This is a genomic window from Panacibacter microcysteis (genome assembly GCF_015831355.1).
In the GTDB taxonomy this organism is placed as follows: domain Bacteria; phylum Bacteroidota; class Bacteroidia; order Chitinophagales; family Chitinophagaceae; genus Panacibacter; species Panacibacter microcysteis.
Genome location: NZ_JADWYR010000002.1, coordinates 755,516 through 769,960, shown reverse-complemented (window position 1 = coordinate 769,960; position 14,445 = coordinate 755,516). Strand labels below are relative to the sequence as shown.

Sequence of the window (14,445 nt, the reverse complement as noted above, 5' to 3'; positions counted from 1 at the left end):
CATATTCTTCTGCCGGGCCCATCATGCTTTTATTCCACTCTCAGGTTCTTTACCGGGTTTGCTGAAGAAGCCCGGTATGTATTCGACAAAATGGTTACAAGACCGATGAGCAGTAAAAAAATAAAACCAACCAATACGGTGCCGGCACCAATACTCACCCTGTTTGGAAAATTTTGCAGGAACAGCACCGATAAAATTAAACCAACCGGTGTAGCAATAAGACCTGCAATAACAATAAGTTTTACAAACCCTTTTGAAAGCAGGAACATTAGCTGGTTTACGCTGGCACCAATTACTTTGCGAATACTTATTTCCTTTTGTTTTGTTTCTACGGTATAAATAACCAGTCCCAGTAAGCCAAGTGCAGCAATGCTGATGGTAACAAATGCCAGGAAACCCATTTGCGTGTATGTCCCGGACTGGTTTTCACGGGCCGCTATTTTTTGATCGAGCCATTCATATTCAAATGGCGCATGCGGGTTTACTGTCTTCCACACACGAGATACTTCTTGTAACGTTTTATCTTTACCTGCGGCATTTACAAGAATATTGATGTAGTTATAACCGGCTTCATTATTCCTTAGTACGAGCGGGTTTATATTTCTTGCTGCACCTTTATCGTAAAAGTCTGCCAGTACGCCTATTATGGCCACCTGTGTAGAATCGTTGAGCCAAACTGTTTTGTTGATGGCGGCTGCAGCATCTTTAAAACCCAGTACAGCAACAGCTTTCCGGTTGATCAAAACAGCAGACTCAGCAGCGGCATTATCATTATCAAAATTTGAACCTGCCACCAGCTTCAACCCATGCAGTGGCACCGTTCCGGCATCGGCAAAGTAATAATCAGCAGCTATGCCCTGGCCATTTACAGGTTTATCTAAAAACAACTGCAAAGAGCCCGAGCCTCTTATGCCAAAATCATCTGACTGCCTGTTAAACATTTTAACGCCGCTGATCTTTGCTATTTCGTTTACAAAAATCTTATCGTTGGCGGAGGCCGGAATGGTGATAATATTTGCTGCCGTAAAGCCGGTGTCTATTGTACCGAGATAACTAAACTGCCGGTAATAGACCGATAAAAACATCACTACAAGAATGGACAAACTGAACTGGAAGATCATCAAAGCTTTTTGCAGGGAAATATTGCCAAACAATTTTTGTACAGACACATTCTTGAGCACCTGTACAGGCTTGAAAGCAGATAATATCCAGGAAGGAAAAGAGCCCGCTGCCAGTGCCGTGATAAACGTGAACACACCTGCAAACAACATAAGTTGCACAGTAAAATGAAAGCCCGGCTGCAATATGGGAATAAAACAACATGCAAAGAACAATGCAGCAAATGCAATAACCATTGATTCTACTATGTACTGCATAAACACCTGCATTCTTGTGGCCCCGGAAACTTTTCTTACGCCCACTTCTTTCGCTCTTGTTAGCGCCCTTGCAATGGTAAGGTTGGTGTAATTAAAGCAGGCTGCCAATAAAATGATCAATCCTACGCCTATAACCGTAAGTACCTTTGCCCACACATTGCCACGGGATATTTCGTTGTAAATATTATCGCTGCCGGGCACAATATCCAGCAATGGTTGCGCAGTGAAAGAAATGCTGCCTTCAGCAGATCTCAATTCGGGCCGTTGTTGAATGCGGCTGAGCAAACCCTGGAAAGCAGCGCTGCTTATACCAGGCTTTACAACTGCGTAAGTGTAACCATCGTTCAGGGTGTTCCAGCTAGCACTTAAGGCCGGCAACACATTACTTTTCCGTAACTGTTCTGTTGCAAGTATAGAAGCATAAGCATCAAAATCGAGGTGAGATTTGCCCGGGTTATCTTTTAATACACCGGTAACCTGGTAAAGACCCATTTTACCGAAATCAAGTGTTTTGCCAACAGGGTTTGCATTACCAAAAAACTTCTGCGCAGTCGCCTTGCTGATCACAATGCCATTTGTAACGGCAAGTGCATCGTCTTCATTGCCTGACAATAAACCGAAGCCAAAAACTTTAAAAAAAGATGCATCTGTAAAAGCAGCATTGACGGGTAATTTTTTCCCTTCAAATGTTGCATTGCCTTTCAATGCAGGATATAGTTGTGTTGCGTATTGCACCACCTGTTCATTCCGCTGCAACTCGCCCTTAAGTGGCAGCGGCGAACTTGCCAGTTGATATTGCTTTTTGTTCTTGAGTTCGGTTATATTAGTCAATACCCTGTACGTATTGTGGGCATAGGGGCTAAATGTATCATAACTAAGATCTTCCAATACCTGCGACATAATAAGCAGGCACACGAGCAAACTGAGGGAAAGCCCGAAAATATTGATGAAGGAAAAAAGTTTGTGCCTCATCAGGTTTCGCCATGCCGTTTTAAAATAATTTCTGAACATAGGTATTTGAAATGATAGTTATTGGTATGTGGCCGTTCTGTCCGCTATTCAGCACCTGTTGTGTCACTCCCTTGTACTTCCGGAACGTTATGCAGCAAGATGCGGACTGCCAGCGTTGCTGTTTCTAAAATCAAATTAACTTCTTCCTCATTCACCCTTCACCACGCTACTCTGTGCGCAGGCTTTTCACCGGGTTGCTCAACGATGCTTTTACTGAGTGATAGCCTACTGTACAAAAAGCGATGATAATTGTTGCAGCACCGGTCATAACAAACACATAAGGCTTTACAGGAATTCTGAAAGCAAAGTCCTGCAGCCATGTATTGCCCGCCCACCATGCCAGCGGCACGGCGATAATGATTGCCAGCACCACGAGTTGAATAAAGTTTTTGGCAATCAGTAAAGTGATGCCTTTTATATCTGCACCCAATATTCTCCGTATGCCAATCTCTTTTGTACGCTGTACGGTTGTAAAAGCCGCAAGCGCAAACAGGCCAAGGCTTGCAAGCACAATGGCAATAATTGCTGCAACGGTAAACAATGCAGATGTTCTTTGTTCTGCGAGATACAGTTTGTTGTAGTCTTCGTCGAGGAAATGGTAAGTAAAGGGCCTGTCTGTTACACGCTGTTTCCATAAGCCTTCCAGGCGCCGTATGGTAGATTGCATATCGTTCCCGTTTATGCGAACGATAAAATCTCGTGTAAGATCCCTGTCGAGAAATATAAGCAGCGGGCCAATGGCGTCATGCAGGCTGCTGAAATTAAAATCTTTTACAACGCCTACAACCGGGCCCGGCACTCCTTTTTCAACGGTTTTGTTGATGGCATTGTTTGCACTCCAGCCAATTTTTTTTGCAAGTGTTTCATTGATGATGAAAGGCTGCCGGAAATTTGTATTGTTATTGGTTGTATCCATCATTGCAAAATCTGATTGCTGGAAATCGCGGCCGGCAACCAATTGCATTTTCATGGTTTTAATAAAATCCAGATCTACCGGCATTGCATTTACCGAAACTTCGTGGTTGCCTTTTTCATCTGTTGCAGTTATGCCATCGCCCCATTCAACATACTCCGGTGTTTCGTAAGACGCGGTTACACTCTCTACACCCCTCACCTGCTGCAACGCACTTTTAAAAGCTTCGAATTCTTTTACCATGCCCTGCGTGGCAGGCAACACCACCACATGCTCTTTGCTATAACCCAGATTGGTATTTTGCATGTAGTGCATTTGCTGCATAATGATGATGGTATAGATGATAAGAAACACAGATACCCCAAACTGAACAACGATCAGCGTTTTCCTTAGCAGGCCATTGCCACCGGTAAAAGTGAATCCTTTCTTCAGAACACTCATAATCTGCGTGCCCGATAAAAGTATGGCGGGGTACAACCCGGCAAAAAAGCTGACCATTATTGCAAACACTGCAAGGCCAATGAGTGAAGAAGGCTGTAAGAGCATTACCGAAGTAAATGCTTTACCGGTAAGCTGGTTGAAATAAGGTATCAGTACCATACATAAGGCAAAGGCCAGGAATGCAGCAATAATGGTGATTACAGCAGACTCTCCGATAAACTGTGTAAATACCTGCGCTTTAGATGCACCCATCACTTTACGCATACCGATCTCGCCGGTACGCGCAGCAGATTGCGCTGTGGCAAGGTTTGTATAGTTAGCGCATGCAATGATCAGTATGAGCAATGCAACCACCGCAAACATATAGATATACCTTATGTTGCCATTGGGTTCAAAACCGGGCAGGGCAGAATGCAGGTGTACAGTTGTTAAAGGCTCCAGGTGATAGGTAAGGTAAGAAGCTCCTTCCAGGCCGGCTTCTGTTCTTACCTGTGGCGTTTTCATGTAAGCTTCCACCTGCTTTTGCAAGGGTGCAACAGACGCTGCATCTTTTACCAGAAAATAAGTGATCCAGTTGGCGGTCCACCAGTTCTCTTCGCTTACATTTCTCAGGTTAAGGAACTGCGTAACAAAATCAAACCTGATCTGTGAGTTTTGCGGGGCATCTTCGCATATGGCCGAAACAGTACACGATTTACCCAACGCTGTAAGTGTTTTTCCAATGGCATTCTCACTGCCAAAATATTTTTGTGCCATTGACCTTGTCAGTACAATCTTATCCGGCGCATCCAATGCAGCGCCTGCATTGCCCGCTACAATGCTGAAAGAAAACATTTTGAAAAATGCAGGGTCGGCATACAATACACGCGGCTCCTCGAATATTTTATCGCCATTTTTTATCACGCTTTGCCCGAGATAGGTTCTTACATATTCTTCCACTGCAGGAAATGTTCTTTTAAACTGGGGGCCTACTTTGGTGCCGGTGGTGGCTGTTGTGTTTACTGTGCCGGCCTGGCCATACTCCATGGTAGCACGTACAATCCTGTCGGCATTTGCATTGAATTTGTCGTAACTCAGTTCATGCTGAATGTAAAGGCCGATCAGTAAACAGGCTGTTAACCCAACAGATAAACCCAATATGTTTATGGCTGCGTACAACTTGTTTTTCTTAATATTCCTGACTGCAGTTTTTAAAAAAATTCTAAACATAGCATTAGAAATTTACACGTTTATTATAACCAGCTTCAGATAGTTTGTTCAGTTTTTCGCTTCGATCTTCGCGTTTGCCCAATAGCGCTTCAGCAGTACAAGAGTGCGACGCAACGATGCTTAATGCTTATGCTGCTGTTTGGTACATACACCTCACGCCTACGCCTTCTCCGAAGGTCAGAGACTTTGAAAGTTGTTGTAATATTTTTTATCATTCGCTGTTCATGAATGCTTATTCTGTTCTTAAACTTTTTACCGGGTTGGTAAGCGCAGCCTTTACTGCTTTGAAACTAACCGTAAGCAATGCAATGAGCAATGCAGCAAAACCGGCAACAAGAAAAACCCACCAGCTTATTTCTATGCGGTAAGCAAAGCTTTGCAGCCATTTGTTCATTGCCCACCATGCTACCGGGAATGCCACCAGCGATGCGATGAGTACCAGCTTCAGAAATTCTTTTGAAAGCATTTGCGTAACCTGCGCTACGCTGGCGCCAAGCACTTTCCTGATGCCTATTTCTTTGGTTCGTTGCTCGGCCGTATAGGTTACCAAACCAAATAAACCCAGGCATGCGACAAAAATGGTAAGGATAGAAAAAATGTTGAGAATGGCGCCTGTTTTTTGTTCGGTTGCATAGGCCTTATTGAACATGTCATCTAAAAAGTTGTAGGTAAACGGCTCTTCGGTGGTATAGCTGTCCCAGTTCTTTTTCATTGTTGCCAGCAAACCCTGCACATCAGCGGTCTTTATTTTAAAGATCAAACCACTTTCAGGGTTGAGGGTCATAAACAATGGAGAAATGTTTTCATGCAATGATCTGAAGTTGAAATTTTTGACCACGCCGATAACGTGGTAAGGAATGTTATTTCCCCTGTTGCTGTTCTGGCGCACCACAATTTTATTTAGCGCGGTGGTATTGTTCCAGCCGAAATTTTTTACAGCAGTTTCGTTGAGAATGATGCCCAACGAATCTGTTGAAAATGCTTTGGAAAAATTTCTGCCACTGATCATTTGCATACCCATTGTTGGTATGTATTGTTCGTCGATATGAAAATCCACGCCATTGACCACGGCGTTATCATTTCCCTGCGGGTAGGCCAGTGCATTGTTGTAAGCCGATGGCCCTACAGGTTTGTAAAATGAGGTTGTGGCACTAACAATACGCGGATCCTGCAGCAACTGTTGTTTAAATACCTGCTCATTCTGACCCAGCATGTAAGAATTTGGAATGCTGATGAGCTGCTCTTTGCTAAAGCCCAGGTCTTTGTGTTGGATATACTTCATCTGCTGGTAGACCACAATGGTGCCGATGATAAGGCCAACAGAAATAAAGAACTGGAAAACCACGAGGCCGCTACGCAAACCAAACGACCTGTTATTGGTAGCAAGCCTGCCTTTTAACACAGCAATAGGTTTGAAAGAAGACAAATAAAACGCAGGATACAAACCGGCAAGTACACCAACCAGCAAGCCAAGCGCTATAAACGCCAGAACTGGTTGTACATCGAATGACAAATTTTTACCGGCAAGTTCATTGAACAGGGGTAGCGCAATCTTTACCAGCATAAATGCCAGCACCAGTGCCATTGCGGTTAGTACTACTGATTCGAACAGGAATTGGCGGATAAGCTGAAACCTGTCAGAACCGGCTACTTTGCGTACGCCCACTTCCTTTGCTCTTTTTGTAGCACCAGCGGTAGCAAGATTGATAAAATTTATACAGGCTACAACCAACATAAAAAGCGCTACGCCGGCAAAGATGTATACATACATTTTGTTGCCACCCGGTTCAAACTCAGTGGTGGTATAAGAATCGAGGTGTATATTTTTGAGCGGCTGTAAAACAAAACCCAGTGAGTTACCCTTCTGCTGAAACTGCGCAAGGCTTAGCCCCATCTGCTGCTGTATTTGCGGGCCCATGTATTTTGTAACCATGGCCGGGAAACGTGCTTCCACTTTTGCAATGTCTGTATGTGGTTGCAGGAGCAGGTATGTATGGTAGCCGCCAAACATCCACGAATCTGATGTAGCCTCTGTCCAGCCACTCATTGCGCCAAACATATCAAAATGAAAATGTGCGTTGGCAGGAATATCTTTTATAACACCTGTTACGGTGTACGGCTGGTTATCGTGTGCGGTAACTGTAATTACTTTGCCAATAGCGTTCTCTGTACCAAAATACTTCCTGGCAGTTGACTCAGTTATCACAACGCTGTTGGCATTTTTCAAAGCAGTCTTTGCATCGCCCTCAACCATTGGCAAAGTAAAAACGCTGAAGATGTTTGCGTCTGCAAATGCAAACCTGTCGTCTTTAAACACCTTGTCTTTATAGGTAATCTTTGAACGTCCGAAATCTTTGATGCGTGTAGCTTCCTGCACTTCAGGAAAATCTTTTTTGATTGTTTGCGCCACCGGCGGCATGGATACACTTTCATTTATCTTGCCACCATTTACTTCTGCCTTGAATATCACCCTTGCAATGTTATCTGCATGCTCATTGAAACGATCGTAGCTAAGTTCATCCTGCACATACAACATAATAATAAAACATAACCCAATACCCATCGACAAACCAAGCACATTGATAAATGAGAAGAGTTTGTTCTTCTTAATATTGCGCCAGGCTGTTTTCAAATAGAGATTAAACATGATAGTAATTTTTTTTGATGATAACTTTTTGGTTAAGGTTATGATCTTTTATGTTTGAAACCAGCTATCAGATCTTTGGTCATCGCCTGTTGTGTCACTCACTTGTACTTTGGGAACATTGAGCAGCAACTCCAGGTGCAGGTCTTGTTCACTTACACAACAACAAGGTGCAAATTTCGCTTTGGTCTTCGCACCTGTACAGTATAGGTGCAACAGTACAAGAGTGCGACGCAACGATGCTTCATGCTTGTACGGGTGCCCGGTACATAATGCTTCACTTTTCACCATTTACCGTTCACTACTCTGTTCTTAAACTCTTTACAGGGTTTGACATGGCTGCCTTGACTGACTGGAAACTAATGGTGAACAATGCCACGCAGATAACCATTAAACCCGAGGCTGCAAAGAGTTCCCAGCTTAATGAAATACGGTAAGGATATTTTTCCAGCCACTTGTTTGTGGCAATCCATGCAAACGGCACAGCGATGATCAATGCAATGAGCACGAGTATAAGAAAGTCTTTTGATAAAGCGGTAACAATACTCTGTACAGAAGCGCCCAGCACCTTTCTGATGCCAATTTCTTTGGTGCGTTTTTCTGCAGAAAGAACTGATAAACCAAACAAACCGATACATGAGATGAAGATGGTGAGTACCGCGCCAAACAAAATGATCTGTTTCCATTTTTCTTCTGCCTCGTAGCTTTTTAAATATTCTTCATCTTTAAATACATACTGGTAAGGGCTCATAGGGAAAAACTGCCGGAAGGTTGATTGCAGGAACTTCAGCGCTTCGGTGGCAGTGTGCGGTTTGATCTTTACTTCTACCTGCCCGTAATCGTTGCTGTTTTTCATGGTAAACACCTGCGGCTCGATCTTCGTATCATTCAACGCAGCATAATGATAATCTTTTACCACACCTATTACGCGGTAGATTTCATTATTGTTATAAAAAAAGTTCACTGTTTCACCAATTGGGTTCTTCCAGCCGGCTTTTTTTACAAATGCTTCATTGACCAAAATTGATGATATAGAATCTGACGGATAATCTTTTGAAAAATTACGGCCTTGGACGATCGGTATTTTAAGCATTGGCAGATAATGCTCATCAATCGTTTCGTACGCAAACTGTATGGATGAATCATTTGCAATTTTTGCACCCGTAAACCAGGAGCCTCCGTTTTTTGCAGCAGCATCCACAATATTGGCATTTTTAAGCAACTCTGATTTAAACAAAGCAGCTTTCTGGTGCGAAAGATTGTTTACCTGGAGTTTTACAATATTGGTATTATCGTAGCCAAGGTCTGTATGTGTTAAAAAATCAAACTGCGAATAAACGGTGAATGTGGCAATGATCAGAAAAGATGCCAGCGCAAACTGCAAAACCACCAACGACTTCTGCAGGTAATTCTTGCCGCGCAGCGTAAACTTGCTATACAATGTTTCAACAGGTTTATACCCTGATAATACCAGCGCAGGATAAAACCCTGCCAGCAAAGATGTAACTGCAAACAAAGCAATATAACCAACTACCAGCCTGGCATCGGCCAGGTAAGAAAACGCCAGTTTTTTATTGGCCAGGTCGTTGAATACGGGCAGTACAATTATGGCCAGCACTATCGCCATAACAAAAGCCAGGAAACAAAGTACAAACGATTCGCCCAGGAACTGTGTAATCAGTTGGCGCCTGTCGCCGCCCACTACTTTTCTTATACCTATTTCCTTCGCCCTTTTTACAGAACGTGCAACAGTAAGGTTAACAAAGTTGATACATGCAATAAGCAGGATGAATAAGGCAATGCCTGACAAAATATAAGAATACACAGGATTACTTTGGTTACTTAAACCATTCTGCGCAGGCAATTGTGTATTCAGGTGCATGTCTGTAAAAGGCTGCAGGAAATATGTTTCCATCTTTGCATCCGGCGGGCCGCCATATTTTAAATTCAAGGCAGTAAATGTTGCAGACGCATCTTTGATATAGAATTTTTGTATCTGCTTTTCCACGGCCTCAACATTTGAACCCGGGTTAACCGTAACAAACGTGTTGAGGAAGTAACTATACCAGTTATCATTGTTTGCAGCATCTGCCTCATTTGACCGGAAGGGTAACAATACATCAAACTTGATCGAAGAATTCTGCGGGCATCTTTCCGAAACGGCGGTTACTTTATAAGGCACAAATGTGGAATCTTCTTTTACCATTACTGTTTTGCCCAATGCGCTGGTGTTGCCAAACTGCTTTTTAGCTTCGTCTTCAGACAACACGATTGAGTGCGGTTCTGTTAAACATGTTTTGGGGTTGCCTTCTACCAGCGGAAAACTGAATACGGAGAAAAAAGACGAGTCTACAAACAACAAAGACTGAGATTGAATTTCATTCCCCAGCTTTACATCTTCCATGCCCGACTGTACCCTTACGAAGGTTTCCAGCCCCGGTACGTTTTGCTTAAAACGAGGACCCTGCAGATGACCGGTATTACTGTTATATCGCTCTTCCCCGTTTCGCTCGTTCCTGCTTACGATGCGGTAAATGTGATTGACATTACTGTGGAACTGGTCATAGCTCACTTCATCCTTTACGTACAATATGATCAGCATAGAACAGGCAAGCCCGATGCTTAAGCCTGCAATGTTTATTAAGGAGTACACCTTGTGCCGTGCAAGGTTCCTGAAAGCAATGTTGAGGTAATTTTTGAACATAGTAAGCGGTATGAAATGGTAGTTAATATTATTTATTAATAAAGCCCGGCGGTTCTATTACCGCCAGGTGTTTATGTTTTTATATAAGCCACGGCATCATTCGGTGCGTAGATTTTTTATGGGATTGCTCATGGCAGCCTTTACCGCCTGCAGGCTTACGGTAAGCAACGCAATAGCTATTGCGATGATGCCTGCAACGAGGAATATCCACCAGTCTATGGCAGTGCGGTAAGCAAAATCCTGCAGCCATTTGCTCATGGCCCACCATGCAAGCGGAGAAGCAACAATAATGGCCACCATAACCAGTTTGATAAAATCTTTGGAAAGTAAAGCGGCAATGTTGGTTACACTGGCACCCAGCACCTTTCTTATACCGATCTCTTTTACACGCTGACGCGCAGAAAACGCAGCAAGACCGAACAATCCAAGACAGGCAATGAAGATGGCAATAACTGCCGCTGTAATAAATACATTTCCCAGCTTTTGCTCAGCAAAATATTGCTGGTCATATTTATCATCTGCAAAAAAGTATTCAAATGGATTACCCGGAAATGTACTGTTATAAAGCTGTTTGATTGTTTCAATCTTCGACTGCATATTTCTTTCGTCTGTTTGTACGGTAAAGAAACTATACGAGACGGACCCCAGGTAGATCGTTGGCCGGATGGGTTCTCTCAGTGAAAGATGGTGATAGTCTTTTACCACTCCTACAATTTCGTAGGGCTCGCCCCAGTTTATTTTCTGGCCAATGATGTTTTGCTTTGTATCAAAACCAAACTGCTGTGCGGCTTTTTCATTTATGATTACACTCTTTACATTGTTCCAGCTACGCTCCGCCTCTTCTTTCTTAAAAGTTCTTCCCTGCAAAAACCCGATGCCCCAGGTATCAAAAAAATTCTGGTCGCAGATAAACATGGAGTAAGATTTTTTTTCGTCGTCTTTCTGCGGATTATTCAGCCTTGTTATACCTTCTGTCGAAAAATTATAACCTATGCCGGGCACATTGTTGCTGGCTGACTGTTTTTTTACAAAAGACAATTGCGACAATGCATTTTTGAACGATACATTTTTTTCTGCCTGGTCCTCGCTGGAAACGGTGGGCCCCTGTATCACCAATAACTGGTCAAGGTTCATTCCCAGTTTTTCTGTTTGCATATACCGCAGTTGTTTGTAAAGGATAGCAGTAGAAATGATGAATATGATCGATACAGTAAACTGGAAAATTACCAGGCCTTTGCGTAATGATAACCCGTTGTTCACCTTTTCCACCTTACCACGTATAGTGTTGATCGGTTTATAGGATGTTAATGTAAACGCAACGTAGCTGCCGGCCAATAGCGTACCAGCTACAATGAGCGCAATACCTCCCAGCCAAAACCATGTATTGTTCAGCACCGACAGGCTTAAAGATTTTCCTACAAAATCGTTGTAGGGCTGTTGAAAAATACTCACCAGGCATATAGCAATTACAGCACTGATCAATGTAAGAATAAATGTTTCTGCGAGGTATTGAAATACCAGTTGTTTGCGGCTTGCACCCAGCACTTTTCTTACACCTACTTCTTTGGCGCGGTTAAGCGCCTGGGCTGTAGACAGGTTAATGTAGTTAACCCACGCAATTACCAGTATCAGTAAGCTTACACCGGCAAAAACAAGCACCATTAAAAGGTTACCAAAAGTTTGATAAGGATAATCCAGTGAAGGAGCAAGATGCAATGCACTGAATGGCTGTAAAACAATGTCATCGCCTTTTGTTTGCGCATCGGCACTGTTTACAAACGCTGTAATACTCCGTTCCACTTTAGCGGGGTCTGCGCCGCTTTTCAGTTTAATGTAGATGTTGGTAAAGGAAGATTGAACGCCGTTAGGGTCTGCCCAGTCATTACCATCACGATTGGCGGCGCTCTCAAGTGTTTGTAATGAAAGCAGGGCTTCAGATTTTATATCACTTTCCTGCGGGTTGCTATATACAGCTTTTACTGTATACAGTGTATTACCAAACTGGTTGCTTATGGTTACAGTTTTGCCAATACTCCGTGTTGTACCAAACAGTTTACTGTTCATTTCTTCGCTCAGTGCTATACTGTTTGGTTCCCATAAAGATGTACTGCCTGCAATAAGCGGAAATGAGAACACATCCAGGAAACTTCCATCCACGTACATCATATTAGGCTCCCTGAATACCTTATTGTCTTTGTTATCCTGCGCAGTGTAAGTAACAACACCGGCAGCTATACCATCTGCAATCCTTACATAATTATCAATTTCGGGTATTTGCCTTTTTGCCAGCGGTGCAAGACCTGGTGCGTTGTAGTAATCTACCGGGCCTGCTTTATGATGGTAATTTACCCTGTATAAAACATCGTAATTTTTGTTGTACCTGTTGGCGCTCCACTCTGCTGCCACATATTGCATTATAAAAAGAAAAACAGCGAGGCCCAGCGTTAGCCCTGCAACATTGATGATAGAAAACTGCCTGTTGCGCCAGAGATTTCGTACAGCAGTTTTAAAATAGTTTCTAAACATACATAGAAGTTTTTTTGGTACCCGGCATTTGTAATATTACTCATCACCTGTTGCGTCGCACACTGCATCTTCCTGTTCATTCTTCAGCTTCAGCACCCGGTTTGGTCATGCTGTGCTTAAAACCATTTCCGGCACAGTACAATTTAAAAACAAAAATTGGTGCCACGATATAATTTACTGATTATCAGTTAATTGATACACACTTTAAGATACAGGTGTTCGGTTTTGATACAATCACTGTTTTGGTTTGATACACCTTGCCCCAATCACGAGGCAAAAGCAACAGCAGTATGGTAAAACCTTTTGGTGTTTTACTACTTTTGTTATGAATCGTGTAAGTTTACACAACTCCTCATTCAAAAAAAAGGCATTATCATGCAATCAAACGCAACAACTGTTGATGCATACGTATCAGAAATACCCGAAGACCGCAGGCAGGCCATAGAAGCACTGCGCAAAACCATAAAAAAGCGCCTGCCAAAAGGTTTTAAAGAAACCATGAGTTACGGTATGATCGGTTATGTTGTTCCGCACGAACTTTACCCGGCGGGCTACCATTGCAATACAAAAGATCCTTTACCTTTTATGAATATTGCTTCCCAGAAAAACTTTATCGCTATTTACCATATGGGCATGTATGCGAGCCCCGCACTGCTGAACTGGTTTACCGATGAATATGGAAAACGTGTAAAAGGAAAACTGGATATGGGCAAAAGCTGTGTGCGGTTTAAAAAACCTGAACTTATTCCTGTTGATCTTATTGGTGAGCTGGCTGCAAAAATGACCGTGCAGGAATGGATAGACATGTACGAAAAGAATTATAAAAAGTAGCCTGTTTATATTCCTCAATCTGCCTTCTGCATATGGTAGATCTTCACACCTTTGGGCGAGGTAAGCAAGGCATCCCAACTGCCGTCTGCTTTTAGCTGCCAGGTTATGTCGTTGTGAATACGGTCGCTGTTGGGCTGTAACTGTATTACAGAATCTGCTATTAAACCTGTTGCCCAGTCTTTATTGGCGCCCAGGAAATATAAACCATCCTGCCAGAAAAGAGTGTCTGTATAAGAATTGGTACTGTCAGTGGAACCGTCTTTCAATTCGTAGTTGCTAATTTTGATAGTGCTGTCGTTGACAAACTCGTATATCTCGTAAAAAGGTTTATCGCCATCCATACCTTTCCACTTTCCGGCAATCCATTTTATTTTTTGCAAGTCTTCTTTTTTATAGTCTACGCTGCCGGCGGTTACGGGGTCTTTCTTTTTATACACTACAGGCGTATTACATGCACTTATCAAAAAGCAGCCAACTATGCATAGCAAAGAAAATGGTAAAACGTTCCTGTTCATGCGGCAAAAATATTGAATGAATAATAATTATGAGGGCCCTTTGGAAAAAGGGCCCGTTAAGCAGAATATTATGTGTATTCCACTTATGAGACTTCTTTATAACAAATGCCGCTGTTGTCTTGTTTACCGGTATAATAATTTTTGTTTTCAATGCAGGTGTTATTGCTGCGCTGTTAGCATGCCATGAGCGATGCTGCATAGTGTTTTACAGTACAAGAGTGCGACGCAACAGAAGCTTCATGCATGTACAGGAGCCGGGTACCAAAATGTATTTC

7 protein-coding genes are annotated in these 14,445 nt (G+C 42.8%); 1 reads left to right on the top strand and 6 read right to left on the bottom strand.

Annotated elements, in window-relative coordinates; all coding sequences use genetic code 11:
- Positions 1-29: 29 nt before the first annotated feature.
- The 5 genes from I5907_RS15090 to I5907_RS15070 form a co-directional block, all read right to left on the bottom strand.
- Positions 30-2,348, bottom strand: coding sequence for an ABC transporter permease (locus I5907_RS15090; RefSeq protein ID WP_196991643.1), 2,319 nt, complete (start codon positions 2,346-2,348; stop codon positions 30-32).
- 205 nt (positions 2,349-2,553) lie between these two features.
- Positions 2,554-4,950 (bottom strand): ABC transporter permease, encoded by a 2,397-nt coding sequence (locus I5907_RS15085; protein ID WP_196991642.1) that lies wholly within the window; start codon positions 4,948-4,950, stop codon positions 2,554-2,556.
- Positions 4,951-5,182: 232 nt separating this feature from the next.
- Positions 5,183-7,597 (bottom strand): ABC transporter permease, encoded by a 2,415-nt coding sequence (locus I5907_RS15080; RefSeq protein ID WP_196991641.1) that lies wholly within the window; start codon positions 7,595-7,597, stop codon positions 5,183-5,185.
- A gap of 298 nt (positions 7,598-7,895) precedes the next feature.
- Positions 7,896-10,298 (bottom strand): ABC transporter permease, encoded by a 2,403-nt coding sequence (locus I5907_RS15075; RefSeq protein ID WP_196991640.1) that lies wholly within the window; start codon positions 10,296-10,298, stop codon positions 7,896-7,898.
- A 96-nt stretch (positions 10,299-10,394) separates the two neighbouring features.
- The gene (locus I5907_RS15070; protein WP_196991639.1) at positions 10,395-12,824 is read right to left on the bottom strand and encodes an ABC transporter permease; all 2,430 of its coding nucleotides are present in this window, start codon (positions 12,822-12,824) and stop codon (positions 10,395-10,397) included.
- Between the two features lie 375 nt (positions 12,825-13,199).
- Here I5907_RS15070 and I5907_RS15065 point away from each other — a divergent pair, with 375 nt between their 5' ends.
- Positions 13,200-13,655, top strand: coding sequence for a DUF1801 domain-containing protein (locus I5907_RS15065; protein ID WP_196991638.1), 456 nt, complete (start codon positions 13,200-13,202; stop codon positions 13,653-13,655).
- 14 nt (positions 13,656-13,669) lie between these two features.
- On the opposite strand, the gene I5907_RS15060 is transcribed toward I5907_RS15065, so the two are convergent.
- The gene (locus I5907_RS15060; RefSeq protein ID WP_196991637.1) at positions 13,670-14,170 is read right to left on the bottom strand and encodes a hypothetical protein; all 501 of its coding nucleotides are present in this window, start codon (positions 14,168-14,170) and stop codon (positions 13,670-13,672) included.
- Between the last annotated feature and the right edge of the window lie 275 nt (positions 14,171-14,445).